This is a genomic window from Vulcanibacillus modesticaldus (assembly GCF_001730235.1).
In the GTDB taxonomy this organism is placed as follows: Bacteria; Bacillota; Bacilli; order Tepidibacillales; family Tepidibacillaceae; genus Vulcanibacillus; species Vulcanibacillus modesticaldus.
Genome location: NZ_MIJF01000032.1, coordinates 1 through 16384 on the forward strand (window position 1 = coordinate 1; position 16384 = coordinate 16384).

General features: G+C 29.6%; 17 protein-coding genes. 4 read left to right on the plus strand and 13 right to left on the minus strand.

Annotated elements, in window-relative coordinates; all coding sequences use genetic code 11:
* From BHF71_RS07050 to BHF71_RS12105, 8 genes are all read right to left on the minus strand, one after another.
* A partial coding sequence (locus BHF71_RS07050) for a transposase (protein WP_084024127.1) occupies window positions 1-175 on the minus strand: 175 nt, incomplete at its 3' end.
* 479 nt (window positions 176-654) lie between these two features.
* On the minus strand, window positions 655-1023 hold the full coding sequence (locus BHF71_RS07055) for a hypothetical protein (protein WP_141705349.1): 369 nt from the start codon (window positions 1021-1023) through the stop codon (window positions 655-657).
* A gap of 295 nt (window positions 1024-1318) precedes the next feature.
* Window positions 1319-2440 carry a DUF3800 domain-containing protein gene (locus BHF71_RS07060; RefSeq protein WP_069656968.1) on the minus strand — a complete coding sequence of 374 codons (1122 nt, stop codon included), beginning with the start codon at window positions 2438-2440 and terminating at the stop codon, window positions 1319-1321.
* 66 nt (window positions 2441-2506) lie between these two features.
* Window positions 2507-4480, minus strand: coding sequence for a P-loop NTPase family protein (locus tag BHF71_RS07065; RefSeq protein ID WP_069656969.1), 1974 nt, complete (start codon window positions 4478-4480; stop codon window positions 2507-2509).
* Window positions 4481-4666: 186 nt separating this feature from the next.
* Window positions 4667-5857: a hypothetical protein gene (locus BHF71_RS07070; RefSeq protein WP_069656970.1), complete on the minus strand. Its 1191-nt coding sequence runs from the start codon at window positions 5855-5857 to the stop codon at window positions 4667-4669.
* Between the two features lie 522 nt (window positions 5858-6379).
* Window positions 6380-7957, minus strand: a complete 1578-nt coding sequence (locus BHF71_RS07075) for a recombinase family protein (protein WP_069656971.1) — start codon at window positions 7955-7957, stop codon at window positions 6380-6382.
* Complete coding sequence (locus tag BHF71_RS07080; RefSeq protein ID WP_069656972.1) at window positions 7944-9437, minus strand: recombinase family protein; 1494 nt, start codon at window positions 9435-9437, stop codon at window positions 7944-7946. The genes BHF71_RS07075 and BHF71_RS07080 overlap by 14 nt, the downstream gene beginning before the upstream one ends.
* 38 nt (window positions 9438-9475) lie before the next feature.
* Complete coding sequence (locus tag BHF71_RS12105; protein WP_176717325.1) at window positions 9476-9622, minus strand: hypothetical protein; 147 nt, start codon at window positions 9620-9622, stop codon at window positions 9476-9478.
* A gap of 57 nt (window positions 9623-9679) precedes the next feature.
* On the opposite strand from BHF71_RS12105, the gene BHF71_RS07085 reads away from it, so the two are divergent.
* Window positions 9680-10021: a helix-turn-helix domain-containing protein gene (locus tag BHF71_RS07085; RefSeq protein ID WP_069656973.1), complete on the plus strand. Its 342-nt coding sequence runs from the start codon at window positions 9680-9682 to the stop codon at window positions 10019-10021.
* Between the two features lie 113 nt (window positions 10022-10134).
* Here the strand turns inward: BHF71_RS07085 and BHF71_RS07090 are convergent, their stop codons facing one another.
* Window positions 10135-10350, minus strand: coding sequence for a hypothetical protein (locus BHF71_RS07090; RefSeq protein ID WP_069656974.1), 216 nt, complete (start codon window positions 10348-10350; stop codon window positions 10135-10137).
* A gap of 125 nt (window positions 10351-10475) precedes the next feature.
* Here BHF71_RS07090 and BHF71_RS07095 point away from each other — a divergent pair, with 125 nt between their 5' ends.
* A complete protein-coding gene (locus BHF71_RS07095) occupies window positions 10476-11927 on the plus strand; it encodes a recombinase family protein (protein WP_069656975.1) in 1452 nt (483 codons plus the stop codon).
* 17 nt (window positions 11928-11944) lie between these two features.
* Here the strand turns inward: BHF71_RS07095 and BHF71_RS07100 are convergent, their stop codons facing one another.
* Complete coding sequence (locus BHF71_RS07100) at window positions 11945-12541, minus strand: MerR family transcriptional regulator (protein ID WP_141705350.1); 597 nt, start codon at window positions 12539-12541, stop codon at window positions 11945-11947.
* 208 nt (window positions 12542-12749) lie between these two features.
* Between BHF71_RS07100 and BHF71_RS07105 the strand changes: the two genes are divergently transcribed.
* Together BHF71_RS07105 and BHF71_RS07110 are read left to right on the plus strand one after the other, a co-directional pair.
* Window positions 12750-13814, plus strand: a complete 1065-nt coding sequence (locus tag BHF71_RS07105) for a ParM/StbA family protein (protein ID WP_069656977.1) — start codon at window positions 12750-12752, stop codon at window positions 13812-13814.
* A 6-nt stretch (window positions 13815-13820) separates the two neighbouring features.
* On the plus strand, window positions 13821-14210 hold the full coding sequence (locus BHF71_RS07110; protein ID WP_069656978.1) for a hypothetical protein: 390 nt from the start codon (window positions 13821-13823) through the stop codon (window positions 14208-14210).
* Window positions 14211-14325: 115 nt separating this feature from the next.
* Here BHF71_RS07110 and BHF71_RS07115 read toward each other — a convergent pair whose 3' ends face one another.
* The 3 genes from BHF71_RS07115 to BHF71_RS12595 form a co-directional block, all read right to left on the minus strand.
* Window positions 14326-14790, minus strand: a complete 465-nt coding sequence (locus BHF71_RS07115) for a hypothetical protein (protein WP_069656979.1) — start codon at window positions 14788-14790, stop codon at window positions 14326-14328.
* Between the two features lie 167 nt (window positions 14791-14957).
* Window positions 14958-15653: a hypothetical protein gene (locus BHF71_RS07120; protein WP_069656980.1), complete on the minus strand. Its 696-nt coding sequence runs from the start codon at window positions 15651-15653 to the stop codon at window positions 14958-14960.
* A gap of 157 nt (window positions 15654-15810) precedes the next feature.
* Complete coding sequence (locus BHF71_RS12595) at window positions 15811-16164, minus strand: ASCH domain-containing protein (protein WP_084024367.1); 354 nt, start codon at window positions 16162-16164, stop codon at window positions 15811-15813.
* Between the last annotated feature and the right edge of the window lie 220 nt (window positions 16165-16384).

A 16384-nucleotide genomic window follows, 5' to 3' on the forward strand; every position in this document is an offset into this window, starting at 1 on the left:
AGGAATCCTTTCCTTCACCTACAGGGGTATAGGACCTAATCCATTTATATATCGTTACTTCAGATACACCATATTCGCTACTTAATTTTTTTACTGGAGTTCCAGAATTGTAGAGTTCCACTATTGTTTGTTTAAAATCTTCAGTATATTTTTTTGCTACACCTTTTCTTTTCATATAGGACACATCCTCTCAAAATTATTGTATTAGACTTAACTAAGGTGTGTCCACAAAACTATACTAACTCCATTCAATCGTGTATAAAGAATATAGAATTAACATTATTAAAACTATCATAGTAGATTTTGACTCTTTATAACTGTTAACTTCATTTATAGTGGAAAACTTAAATTGTTTTATACACGCTAAAAACAAAAAGATAATAGTTAATATGGTTACATCCCAATAACCCAGAATCTCTAAATACTCAAAAAATAGAGAAAAACGATCAAATGACAGATAAATGAATAAAAAACCGATTATAATTGCATTTGTAATCAGAATTTTTTTAAAAATTTTGAATTCACATACTTAGAAAGTTCCATATAATAAAAACCCCTTATATTTCATGGAGCAGTATGAATATATTTATAACCGTCAAGTAAAATTGAACACTTTTTACTAATTTCTAGCATCATCCCTGTGTCTCTATTTGTTTATTTACGTTTGAATAAAAGATTAAATGAGCCAATAAGTGTTATAATTAAAGAAATTCCCATTGTTATTAGGCTTCCGAAACCAAATATTATAGATACATCATAATGTTCTATATCAATTACTACATTATTTGATACTTGTTCAACATAAGCATCTGGTAAGAAAAATGAAATTACAAATGGTATAAGTAGTATAGTTAATGATGTTAATAAAGAATGGATAATAAACTTAGCTGCCGACTTTATTTGTATAATCCAAGACACACCTGCTCCAACTGCAACAAATCCCAATAAAATAGTGCCATACGTAATCCAATAATTATAAAATTGGCTTTCCTGAGCAACATTACCTAACAAGAACGCACCCATAATATAGAATAACATGCCCCAAAAAGATATTTTCACAAATATAGGAATTTTCATCTTATACCGTTTCCTTCCCAAAATTTTTCAATTTTTTTTACATAGTCTCTTACAACATCAATTCTGATAGATTTACTGATGTTATTCTTGATGTATTCTCCTATTTTAATATATGCTTCACTACCCTATCCTCTAAGTTATAAATATTAATGCATTCGTTAGAGAACAACCCTACAGTAGAAAAATCAATAATATATTGTAAATAGTGCCAACTGTAAATTTAACTATAATTATGATGATTTTACATCCTATTTTTAATATTATTTTTACGTTCTTTCTCCAATGCACTTAGATAGGCTTCTGCTTGATTAATTTGTTTTGTTGTAAATTCTCTAGACATAAGGTCTTGACATATTTTTTTCACTTCTTCTGACTGGGATTCATGACTAAACTCTAAAATGATACCATTCTCACTTATAAAATGAATCAGATCTGATGCTTCACCATGTATTACTTTCTTCTTATCTATTTTCTGTTTTAATAACCACATGGTTACATCTATGAGTTGTAATCCTGCATTTTTTGAAGATGGACTGAATTCAATACTTTTATTAAATTTATCATCTATTTCTATAACAGGGAACTTGCTATATTGTTCTTTAATAGTCATTTTACTTAAGTATTCAAACATCTTTTTTATATATTTAGCAAATTGACTTTGTTCGTCATGTATTATTGAATCTATTTTTGAATTGTTTTTTGGAAGTGACTTTTTTAATCCGTCTAAAAGTAAACTAAAAGAAATAAGATTGGGGGACTCAAATTCATTTTTGAAATCATCAAGAATTTCCTCTGGGTGATCAATCGCAAAATTAAGCGCATCTAAGATAATTTCTTTTAATCTAGGATCTGGCATATTATAAGAATATATGTCTTTAAAATTTAATAATAATTTTTTAAATTCGTTAACATTTCCTGAAATATAGATTTCCCAGAACCATTTCTGAAGTTCAAGCCCGAAATAAGCTGAAATAGAATGAGCAATTATAATCCTATTTTCTCTAAAAAAATAATAAAATTCAGGTATTGCGGGGTTATGTGCGCTATCAATTAAACAGTCTACAAATTTCATTGTAGATACATGAGATTTATGTACCCTAACAAAGATAAATTTAGCTTTTATTTCTCTATAAACTTCTATAATGTCGTGTGCTAATTTATTTATTCTTCCTAAGCCCAACTCATTTCCATGTAATTCTTCTACTCTAATCTTATCTTTTAATTTCTTAACTTCATAATCAATAACTTGATTAGAGTTTTTAGGTGCTATGAGTGCACTTACCCAAAAATAAGGCTGATTATAATCAAATAAGTTTAGTCCAGAATTTCCCGACTCATCAACAAAAACATCATACTCTAACATGGCATTTTATCACCTTTTTTTCTTGCTAAATATTATTATACAAATATGCCGAATTACAATGACAAGTTATATTAACACATCATCAATTTTTTCTTCTAACCATTTGAAAGAGATAAGTAAAATAGCCAAGTCTGACTCATCAATATCTTTTGCATGTGCATCAATTCTCATTTTATTTATAAAATCGACAAATATCATAAATTTTTCCTTTTCATGAAAAATATTATTAAACACCGTCCATTCCTTTAAAATTAAATCTTTTAATTCTCTAAAATACATTTTTTCTGATATTATCTCTTGAATTTTTAATCCATCTATTTTATCCTTATTTCTCGTGTGCTGAATTATTAATTCTCTAGCTCGTTTAGGTCCATATTTAGACGATAGAGATATCAAAATTATTTTTCTTAGTTTTTCCTCGATAGTATTTCTTCTAACACTTACCTCCTTCCACATACCTTCTTTAGTGCTCAAGTTTTCCCTTCTTTTTACATTACTTTGAATGTATTTCTTTATAGCATCAATAGTTATAAAATATTCACCATTATCTTCTTTTAAAATTCCATAACCTTTAAGATGTTTTATAATCTTTTCATAATCACCAAATCTTGTCCTAAATTCATTATTTCCATTGATAACAAGTTCTTCTAATAGTTTATATTCTTGGGGATACCATCGATTTAATATAGAAAGTATTAATTGAATATATTCATGTATTTTCAAATCATATTCTTTTTTGTCTCGTTTATACATATATTTGGTTATTGTGGTAGGTCTTCTGTGAGTTACACTCTCATTAATTAAGCTACATACTTGTCTAATTAGAAATGGATGCCCACCATAGTCTTCTGTAAGATATGTATATATTTCTTCTTCAAAATGCAAACCCATGTAATGACCTATATTTCCTACCATTTGTTTAACATTATCAACAGTAAATAAATTTAAATACGTTGGTTTTATCATACTAAAAATTGGATTATCAAAACCATTTACAAGCGGTTCTTCAACACATAGTGGATTAACACCAGCTATTATAAAACTAAACAAATCTTCGTTTTTATGGTATATTGCTCTTATCGTTTGCCAAAAATCTAAGTAACTTTTACCGCTAGCCCAATGATCAGATACTGAAGTGCTAAAAGAAATATGTTCTATTTCATCTAAAATTATTAGTATCCGTCTTTCACCTAATAAATGATAAATACTCTTTAAATCTTTTTCAAAACTTTCAGAAGCAAACCTGCTATTATATTCTGACCTATTTATCTCTAAATCTAAATTATATTTTTCTTTCAGAGAATTGATAATAATAAATAATAATTCATACCACTCCGATTTATTAATTGACGTATTTTGACAATCTAAGTATATACTAATACCATTTCTTAATTTTATAAGTCTTTCTAATGAAAAGAGTACTGACGTTTTACCAATTTTCCTTAAACCGAATAAACCAGAATGTTCACCTAAGCTATATTTGTCATAAAAATTTTGAACAACTTTGTTTCTTCCGAAAAAGTACGCATCATTTTTAAGTGGTGATTCCAACGCAAACAAATCTCGATTATAAAAATATTTTCGAAACCTATTTTCTATACTATTTACTGATAAACCTGTTCCTTCAAATTCCTTGTAAGTAAATGGAACTACTATCTTAGAATCTTTATTATCATTATTTAACTTTTCGATCTTTAATTCAATTTTGGGATCTTTACTAACTAACAATATACATACTTTATCTAATCTGTTATCAAATTCCTGTAGAGTTTTATCAACAAAATCCATTGTTCTCGTATCAAATTCCTCATAATTTGAAAATAATAGTAGTACCTCATTAGATAAGTTAAATTTTTCTTTAAAGATTGAATCTGGCTTTAGAAAAACAAAATTATACTCTGAATTCTTAAATCTGCTTTCTCTTGAAAAAGTTACAAAGAAAACTTCACTAAATTTATATACAATATTTACTTCCTGAGAACTTCCCTTAATATCTAACCCCTTTTTAATACCACGATGAGAATGAGTTGCATTAAACATTTTTCTCCCCCACTCTTTTCAAAATATTTATCATCAGATAACAATTTTAAACTATTCAAATATTCGAAATTATTTAATTATACCTGAATATTACCATAAAATAACAATATTATAAATAAAAAAGATATGCATATAGTTATGCTTCTCTTATTGATATAACAACAAAGATTAAACACAGAACTCTTTTTATTTTTTTGTTAGCCAATTTCTAGTATCAATAAATTCAGGATACTCTTTTAATATTTTTTCAAGCTCATTAGACTCTAAAACTCTTTGAAGTCCAAGAATATTTATTAGTCTTCTATCAGAAATAAAATCTACATGTAATTTAATTCTTCTGTCAGTCATGTTTTGCAATTGTCTGTTAAATTTTCTTATTTTTCCATGTAATTCAGAGATTTTCTCTTGATAGTCGAGATTATTCATGGGATCAACTTCCACATAAAAGCCAATTATAGAAGGTCTTCGATACAGAATATATACATTTCCATTTGTAAAGAATCCAAAATAATCTTCAAAGCCTTTATAATTTGTACTTTTTATCGGAGCTTTTTTATCAGCCAAATCTGGAATAGAATTTCTAATTAGCTGTTCAATATCTTTAATTGTTCCATCGTTTTCAATATGAGTTTCTATGAAAAATGTCATCGGGAATTTTTCTGGAGAAAATTGTTCAGTTTCTTTTATATACGTTGGTTCTGAATCCACTAGCAAACATAAAGATTTTTTATCAGAGGAAAACAAATCAATAGCCCTTTCATATATATTTAATGGGAACCTGTATAAGTGTCTAGTAATAACTTTTAAATGCTCATATGGTAATTCTATTATCTTTGCTTTTATTATATATATATCACCATTATTTAATGGTCTATCTAATTTATAGATAATAGGTATAGGTTTAGCTGAATCAGGCAAATGAAGATATGGCTTACCTGCCTGTAATGCCTCATCATAATTTTTATAAGCGGGCTCATAAATAAAACCAGTAAAATTATTAGGATAAATAAAACCTATTTTATAATTTTTACCTTCAACATTTATTTCTGGAATGGTTTCAACTGGTGGTTGAAAGAGATCAAATCTAAATTTAATACTTCCTCTGTAAGGGCTAATTTTCTTATGCTCAATTTTTTGTGGAAATGTCGGCATATATGTATACGGATGATAAGTGTGTGAATATTCAGAAAACCTTCCTTGTAAATTCACTATAGTTCCATATGGGACTTTACCACTAAAAAAATATGACGACAATTCCTTGACATCTTCAAAATCCTGTTCCTGGAGATAATCATCTATCGTCTTTATCATATCAACAACTTCTTTATAGACTTTTTTAATGAGTAATCCATTAGTAAGAAAAGTAGACAGAGTCATATAGTCCCTCCTTCTAACTTGTTTCTACTAATCTAAGATAGGCTTGTAGCATTATTATTTAATAATATATAACTTCTTTCAAACAATCTAATATTACCATAAAACTCAGTGCCTGGTAAGATTTTTCTGAATTAATTTAATTTTCCTACCAAATCACCGAGAAAAGGTGATTTTTATTTTTTGTTCATACCTTATGACCGAGATCTTACTTTAGTAAAATTACTAAAGTAAAATTAAATCCTTCAAACCCTTGATAACAGTAAATTCAGAGGAATCCAGTCATATCAAGCTCGGTTTTAGGGGCAGGGGAACGATCGTGCCCCTGTCCTTATAACCGAGAAATTTATGAAGCATTGATTCTCCTTATCCCTATAACCGAGATTTTAATACAATTTTATATTTAATTAATATTGATTTATTTTTATTGAAAAATCCAATTCATTTCTTCTCTTTTTTTCTCTACTTTCCTTGTTAAAGCTAAGAACATAAAAAAATCACTTCCCCCAACTTGAAGAAGTGATTTTATAATGTTTTTTTCATTTTTAATGAGTGCCTCGTAATGATATCAACATATCCTTTCAAATTCCCATCCTTATCTTCTTCAACAAAAACTTCAATCTTATTTACCAGAAAATCAATCAACCTTTTGAGATCCCTATTATTAAGATCATCTATTGGAACAGAGAACTCCTTTATTTTTTTACTTAACAGTTCTTCATTCATTTCTACTTCTTGTTTATATTTAATCCGATTTAATTTTTCATTTATTAGCTTCCTTAGCTGCTCGTTTCTATTCGTTATTTTTTTCTTGGTGACCGTTAAAATATTAACCATAGCTTTATTCTCATCTGTTTCTTTACTTAAGTAACTTTGAATTTCTCTATCTATTTTTGCAATATTAGTTTTATTTTCAGCTATGGTTAATTCAAGTTCTTTTATCTCATCATTTAAACCTTGGACATCTTCTTTTAAGCTTTCCACTAATTTTCTTGCAAGTTCTTCATGCTTAGCTTCCCTAATTTCTAACAGTAAATCTTCAATTATTTCGTGCAGTTGATAATCTTTTATAGAATATTTGCACTCTAAGCATCGATATACTTTATCGCCATACACCTTTCTTGTTCCATCGGGATGCAATGCTCTACTTGTTGTTCTTTGATCTTTCGTTTTTAATTTACTTCCACACTTTTTGCAGTAAACGTAACCACCCAATATAAAGCTTGTATGATAATGCTTAGGAGCTATTTCTAGCTTTTTTCTTCTTTGATACAAATCCCAACAAGCTTCCCAATCTTCAATCGAGATGACTGGATCAATTAAATCGCTTTTTTCCATTATCCAATTATCTCTATCATCTATTATTGCTTGATGATTATTTTCCTTTCTTCTGTACAAAGAAATGTATCCTGCATAAAAAGGATTAGTGATGACATACTTAACTTTATTTTTGTCCCAATCCTTTCCTCTATAACTACCACCTTCTAGTTGATTAGCAATAGATTTAAATCCCTCATTTTTTCTGTACAGTTCAAATATCTTTCGTACAATCGCTATTTCTTCCTCAACTTGTTCAAATCTACCCTCTTGTGCTACATACCTGTATCCATAAGGAGCGACCCCTCCAGCCCATTTTCCTTCCTTTGCAATTTTACGCATCGTATCTCTCGTTCTGATTCTTGTATTATCTATTTCAAACTTTGAGGTGCCATCATAAATAAGATTTACTATTATGTCTCCAGAATCATATAAACTCTCTGTACTGCTAATCACAATAGGAATATTTTCCTCTTTCATCGTACGACGAATCTTAAAATGTTCTTTTGGACTTCTGGCTAGCCGATCATGATTAGACACTACAACAAAATCATATTTTCCAAGGTAAGCATCTGCCAAAAGATTTTTTATCCCTTTTCGATTGTCTATATCCTTCTTTCTCGCAGAAACACCCTCATCTAGATATTCCCCAACTAATACACATTGATATTTTTCAATTAATCCCTTTGCAGAAGATAGTTGAGCAGCCATTGTTTGTTTATCTGTTGAATGTCGTCCATAGAATGCCCCCCTCATTCCAGGCTTTAAGATATCAGATAATCGCATTTTCGTATATGTTAGTTACTACGTCTGTTGGAAATTTAAATAACATAACATTAGTACCTGGACCTAGATATATTCTATCTACGACATCCTTAATCAATTCAATTTGTTGCTCAACATTTAATTGTTCAATATTAAAGTTAGACTTATAATAATCAAATCTCTCCTCAATAGGGTATTTTCTCAGGAAATAAATAGAATACTTATATTTGCTTAGCTCTTCTTTTTTCTTTTTAATATCATCTAGCTTTTCAAACATCTTCTCCTTTAACTTTTCGTTACTTTTATTATTTAACCACTCCTTTGACATCGAAGCTAATTCATTCTCCAACGTACTTATCTTCTCTTCAAGCTTCTTAACTTTTTTCATATAATCTTCCTCATAACTCTTAAAGTCCTGTATAATTATCTTTTTACCTCTTACATTTGCTATTTCTAAAAAGATAGATTTTGCCTTTTTCAATACTTGTTTTTCTATATTTTTCTTTTCCATCATATATTTTTTATGCCTATTGCATTGATAAATCCCCATTCTTTGACCATTTATATCTTGAATAACTTTTCCGTTCACTTGAACTCCACACTTTCCACAAACAACTAGTCCATTTAACAAAAATCCTATATTTCTTATATCATCAACTTCTACGTTCTTCTTCCGAGAATAGTTTAATTCGTATTTTCTTTGTGCAGTTTTCCATAAATTCTCATCTACTACCTTCAATGATTCATTTTGGAACTCATACTTTTCACCATCAGTCTCACTAACAAAACGAATTCCTATATAGACAGGGTTGCGAATTAGTGTTCTTAAATTAGAATCTTTCCAAGCCGTTGCTTTCTCCCCCGCTTTATACTTGATACCGATGTCATTAATATGCTTTACAAATGCTGAAAAGTTTTTAAAATCCTGCTCAACAAATTCTGTAAAAATAAATTTAATATCATTCACAACATTTTTATCAGGAATTAAATATCCTTCCTTATCCACTATATAACCATATGGTATTCTTCCACTCTGTAATTTCCCTTGCTTAACCATTGTATTTTTTGTTTCTCTAATCCTTTGATGAATTTGATCGACTTCTCTTTCATTAAATCCCGCCATAATTAGTTCAAAAAACTCTCCTGCTGGTGTGTATTGCAACGAAATTTCATTTTCTGCTGTAAAGATTACATTGACATTTTTCCTTTTAAATAATTCATATATTTCCATGTATTGCTCTACATTTCTTGCTAATCTATCCCTTTTGTACACAAATAATGTAGTAACTTTTTCACTTTCAATATCGTCAAGCAATCTTTTTAAACTGCTTCTTTCGTCTATCTTCGTCTTCTTTGCTGATATTGCATCATCAATGTAATATTCATCGATAACTAAATTAAACTTTGCTGCAGCTTCCCTAGCTAGAAACTTTTGTGTTTCTATTGAATGCTCTTGTGAATTTATAGATTTTCTGCAATAGGCTGCAACAGACATTTCCATTCACACTCCATTCACAAACTTAATAAAAACTTATTCAGCTAATCCATCTTTTTAGAAGCCTCTTTTTCAAATTCTTCTTTCAAAATTTCTAGGATAATATCAAACCATTTTCTTGCTGCGTCTGGGTCATTTACATAACTTACTGAGTTAACCGATAAATCGTTAACTTTTTTAAATTTTCCCAAAATTTATTCTCCTTTCTTTAAAAAATGATGTTATACTACATGTAGGAGGGGATCAAAATGAGAAATTTGGGACAAAGAGTTCGAGCAATTCGTGTCAAAAAAGGTATTGGATTAAATGAATTCGCAAACAAACTTGGTGTTTCATCAGGTTATTTAAGTAATCTTGAAACTGGTAAAACAGAAACTATTCACCTCTCCTTATTAGAAAAACTTCAGGATGAGTTAGAAATATTTCCGACTGTTGATCTAGGTGAAATTGACAACGAGCTTCTATACCGTATTGAACGAGTCAACCTCCTTTTAAAGCAATTAGCAGAAAACAATCCTGAACTTACAGATTATCTTTTATCTACCGTTGAAAAAGGCATCGAAGTTTTTAATAAGAAATCTAGTAGTTAGTATCATTATGGACAAATAAAATATGTTTTAATCATAATAATGAACATTTATTTATGAATATGAATAATTTGATAAAAAAAAGGAGACTATCTTAGTAAGGTAGTCTCTTTTCGTTATTTAAAAATTACTTTTATTTTATTTACCGAATCATTTTTTAATTGATCATTTAAAATTGTTGTCGCTGCTTCTGAATACATCTTTTTTTCTAATATTAATAAATTTTTTTCCAGAACATCAAATATGGGGTGATCCTTAATTTTTTCTATATTACTAAGTTTTATTACTTGTGACTCATGTTTAATAGTAAAACTAACCCTAATATCTTCCATAGGAGTCCCCCCTCAATAAAACATATGCAGGTAGAAAGGAAGGACAACCCTGTTAATTTTATAAAGCATATTAGGATTATCTGAGCATTACATATTAATAAGACAAACTAAATAAGGTGATATCAATGATAGACGATTTAAAATATATTGCTTTATACAGCCGTGTTTCTACCGATGAACAAGCTCGAGAGGGAGTCTCTTTAGAAGAACAACAAGAACGTTTAAAAGCATACTGTAGAGCAATGGGGTGGAATATTGAAACACGTAATTATGTTGACGATGGATATTCGGCTAAAAATTTAGATAGACCTAATCTTAACAAATTAGTTAAAGATGTTAAAGCTGGGATAATAACAAAGGTAATGGTTACTAAATTAGATCGCTTAAGTAGAAAACTATTAGATCTTTTAACCATCATAGATTTATTTCAAGAATATGATGTTTCTTTTGTTTCGATTAGTGAGTCATTCGATACAAACACTCCCCCAGGCAGATTAACACTGCAAATATTAGGTGCGGTAGCTGAATTTGAAAGGGAGCGGATTAGAGAGCGGGTTTATGAGAACATGTATCACGCTGCAAAACAAGGGAAATGGCTTACCCAAAGTCCTTATGGATATCAGCTTGAGGATAAACAATTAGTTGTATATGAACCCGAGGCTAAAATTGTAAATCTAGTATATAAAATGTACGCTGATGATGGGTTAGGCTATTATGCAATTGCTAAATACCTAAATAACAAGGGGATACCATCTAAACAAAATAAAGAATGGACGATTCGTTCAATTAAACGAATGCTAACAAACCCTGTATATAAAGGCACGCTAGTATGGAACAGAGTTGATTCCAGTAAGAAAAAGAGAACTGAAAAAGATGCTGATGATTGGATAATCGTAGATGATGCTTTACCAGCGATTATTGATAAAATAACATGGGAAATGGTTCAAAAGAAAGTAAATAAAAAACAAATGGCTTCTCGTGCTCAAACAAGTCCTCATTTACTCGGAGGGTTATTAAAGTGTGGTAATTGTGGATCTGGAATGAGTATTGGCTGGTCGGGGTCAAAAAATAATCGATACCGAGTCTATCGATGTTCCGCCAATAAAAACAAAGGTACTTGCACTAGTAAACAATATAAAGCTAATGAAGTAGAAACGTGGTTTAAACAGGGACTTCTATCCCTTTATAACTCCATCGATAATAACCTTAAAATAGCATTAGAAGAAAAAATTCATGATCAGCATTATCAGGATATAGAACAAAAAATCCAAACGGCAAAAAAACGTTATAAGAGAAAAGTTGAAGCTTATACTGCTGGATTAATTGAACTAGATGATCTTAACGAGGAAAGAAAAAAAATGAAAAAGATAATTAACGAGGCTAAAAGGGCAAACTACGAACCTTCTTATGACCTAAAACAACTTGAACAAAACATAAGAACAAAATTAACTAACGTCATTGATGCAATTGATAATTTACCAATCGAAAGAACAAAAGCTTTATTAAAAACCATAGTGGAAAAAGTAACTATACTGGGTGATAAGGAGATAGATATTGAATTAAATTTAACTGAGTGACAAGTGCAGTTAAGAGTTTAAAATAATCTTGGTTCTAAAAACTCCTTAACTGCATTTTTTATTAATGGTTTTGGGTAATCATAGGCTATATAAGTAACTGGACAAATATATACATTTTTATCGGTATCAAATAGTTCGGGTTTTAATTTACCATTCTCAAAGAATAGATTATAGAATTCCCGAAATTTATAATCACGTTCTGTCTCGCTAAAATATTTAAGTTCATTGCTAGCGAAAAATACCTTCTTCAATAACGAAGGAGTAATTTTGCCATACTTCCCACGCTTCTTTTTAGTATTTATTTCTTCAAAATCATCAAAACTGAGTTGCTTTAGTTCAACCTCTGCTATAACTTTTTTCGATATCTCTTTAAGCATTTTATTTTCTTGTTTCAATTTTTCAATTTCCTGATATATTTTCCTGAGTCCAGGACGTAGGGTTTCAATAAAAGCATATAAGTCTTCTTCATCGATCTCCCAGCCTTGTTTCCTATTATCCGTTCTAATTGCTTTTATTTTATTTTGTCTTATCCATCTCGTAACCATTTGCTTTGATTCCGTGATGTAATATTTTTTTAGGATATCCAATGCTTCGTACACGTTTAACTTCCCCAAACCCACCACACCCAAACAGAACTTACTAGGATATCTTTATTAAAGTAATTTTTCATTTATGCCACTATCACCTGACTTTAGAAAATAACGATATATAATGTAGTACATTCGTATTACACCTTTTTAAACTGAATAAATTTAACAGGAATATCTAGGCTTCTAAAGCATAAGTATGTACTACAATGTAGTGCATATGGGAGGAGATAGGATGAAAGATAAGCAATTAGTGGCGGTCGATTTAGGGTTTGGTTACATTAAACTTTTCAGTGATATTGCCAGTTTCAAGATACCAAGTGTCGTCGGAGAGGGGAATACTATAACTTTTAAAGGATTTAAGGAAAATAAATCACTAGATGATCGTCTTAATGATTTACACGTAAAAATAAACGATAAAGAATGGTTTATTGGAAATTTGGCAATTAAGCAGGAAAGCGGAATGTTTGTCTATGATGAAAACAGACTAAATAAAGAAGAGACAAGAGCAGCACTATTGTCTTTACTTGCTTTAATAAATGATCATTATGGAGAGGATTTTCCTTATGTACTGCTAACAGGATTGCCAATATCCCATTACAGAAATGAATCTCTTACAAATTCTTACAAAAAAGACTTATTAGGATCACATTTAGTTACCTTGCTTGATAAAGATAATCCAATTACTCGAAAAGTCATTATCGAACAGGTAAAAGTATTACCTCAGGGAGTAGGAGCTTTTTTTAGTATGCTATTAAATGTAGATGGTTCTTTTAAGCAAGGTATTAAAAAAGGAAACTATGCAATTATAGACCAAGGCTATAGAACATTAGACTATGCGGTCTTCAATAGTGAACTTGATTTTATTGATAAAAGATCAGGGACTAAGGAGAAAGATTTAGGTATAAAGGATTTGCTTAATGAATTACTAGTCAAGATTCAGCAAAAGTTTAATGAAGAAGCCTATGAACTAAATGAAATCGACATGCTATCAGTTCTTGAAAATAGATATATCGTAATAAATGGAAAGAAAATAGTGTTAGACACTCAGATCGAACAGCTATACCAAAAGCAAGCGAATAAAATAATAAATAGCTTAGCCCCCATATGGGGAAGGTTTAATTTTAATACCATTTATCTAGCTGGTGGAATTGCTAATCACTTAGAAAAACACTTGAAAAGGTATATTAAATCAGATAACATCGTCGTAGCTCAAGGTGAATATGATAGTCAATTTGCTAATGCAGAAGGTTTTTTAAGGTATGGGAAAAATGCACTTATGTCGGCTAAAGAGGAGTGACCATGCTTGCCGAGCTTTCGTTATAAAAATACCAAAAGAGACCGAGAAATAAAGGAATTTCTTGAAAAACAGAAAGATAAATCTGAATGCATTAGGAACGCACTATATCAATATATCTATCCTGAAGAAAATGAAAAGATAAAATCTTATATAACCAGAATTCGAGATTTAGAAGCACAAATTAAAATGATGCAAAAAACTATTTTACTCTTATCTAAACAAACAAGCGCTACACCTATACAAGAGGAAAATTTTATCCACGATGATGAACTAGCATTTGAAGAAGACATTAATATATCTGACGATTTTAAAGTTGAAGAGAATGAAGAAATAGATCATAACTTATTCTCTACTAAGATGAAAAAAAATTTTGGGGGATTAAAAAATATAGATTAAATATTCTTTATTAGAGATAAATTGTTTCCTCCATATGTTCTGGGATATTTGTTGCGCTAATATTACGTTATATGATGTACACTGATATAGCATCTATATAACTAATTAATGTTGATTATCTTTGCATAATTTCTTGAGCTATTTTATTGCCTTCTTCTTTGTTCTTTGCAGGTCCAGCTATATAACTGCTAATGTTATATCTCTTGTCTATTTTCTCAAAATTACCCCAAATTGAATTAAAGTCAGAAGATATAAACACAGTTCCTATTGTTTTGGTATATCCACCGTTTACACTTGTAATAACCCCAAAATATGACTTATTTCTTTCTTCTTCCATATATAAATCATGGCTAATATCATTATCAACTATTATTTCTCCAACAAATTTACCCTTCCCTAGTGAACTTTTATAAAGTTTACCTTTAAGAAGAATTGAAGTCTTTTTTTCAAAATTGCTGTCTAATGAATATATTATTCCATTGTATTCATTTTCAATATCTGTTTGTTTTGTATAACTACTAAAAATAAATACTCCTAGTAATAGAATGAAAACAAAAAACACCAAAATTTTTTTATTCAATTTCATCACCCTTACTTTTATTTTCTTCGCCGAATCATTTTTTAATTGATTATTTAAAATAAAACTAACTAACGTCATTGATGCGATCGATAATTTGCCAATCGAAAGAACAAAGGCTTTATTACGACTAAGTGTGTTATGTGACGAATGGCGCCTCATTTTAAATTTTAGGGAAAAATTGTTGGATAAATTCCATCTTCTATGCCACTGTGTTCGATAACAGTTTTTAAATAGTATCGACTTCCATCATTCTCCTTTTTAAAAATCCCAAAATATTCTCCACTACCGTCCTTGAATCTAATATATACATGCCTAGTTAAACCATCTATTTGTATAGAAGACCAATAAAAATTTAGATTATCTCTAGAATATGCCTCTTCAAGCCATTCTTTATTTACAATTTCAATCCCTCTTTGATTAAGAACCCAAGTTATAAACTGTAAGTATAAACTAGAATCACTATCATAGTATTTTCTTATTTCTTTTTGTATAGGAGCTGTATCGTCATATATATGTATAGAGTGAACATCTTCAAATCTACTAATTTCTTTATGAAGCTCATTATAGGTTAAAATATCTTTAATTTCTATCGGAGGTACCACAATAGTTAGAATAAAATATACCAAACCAAATAGAAGTACTATTTTTTTTATAGATTTATTTATTGTTTTTTCTTTATCTACAACGGAGAATGCAATGATTAAACCTATAGGAATAGGCAGAATATTAATGTTTAATGTAATAATCGAAACTAGGTAAAGAAAAGTAACTTTCAACCAAAAATTCTTCTCTTTTTCTTTTGGAATCTTCCTAATTACATACATTAGTAATATATAATTTAATATATAAATAATCCAAAGCATGTTAGCCTCCTATTATTTCTTAAAACGGAACATATTCACGACAACCATCAAGGTTACAGGTATTTCTTATCCTTGGTTAGCTTTAACTTGAGCTCAAAAATGCTGAATAGGTTGACGAAAGGATGTGTCGCCTAAGATGGGCAATATTCCACTATCTTTATTCTTTGAATTCATAAATAACTTTGAAGTTCTCACAAACTATTGGCATATTTTCATCTGGTAGTTTTCCTGTTATTCTAGACTCTTTTTGAAAAAAATCCCAATGTACTTTTCTCCAATATTCTAAGTTAACTCCTTCCCCTTCTGTTTTTGCAAATTCTTCAGTTACTTTATTAAATTTAACTATTTCTACTTTTGTTGTTTCAATAACACATTTAGGTCTTCCAGCCCAATTAGTAATGATTGATATTTCCCCTTTCTTTGGTATTTCTTCGTGAAAATATTCATAACTCCATAAAGAACTACTTGTTCCAGTTTTTTTCTTTGGCTCTTCGCCATCTAGTATTGGTATTAGAAAATACGAATAGGTTAATAGATGTTTTTACCTTACAGCCTATTCATAGTTTCTCTATCAAGACTCAACCCGTCAAGGAGAGCGCTTGACTGCCTGAGCCTTGATAGAGGATGTTCAATTAGGCTGTAAAGGAAATAAAATAACCTAATGAGGTTTAACATTAATATCTAACTTATTAGCAGTAGCATAAATCATGTAAATAAGATTGTTAATTGAG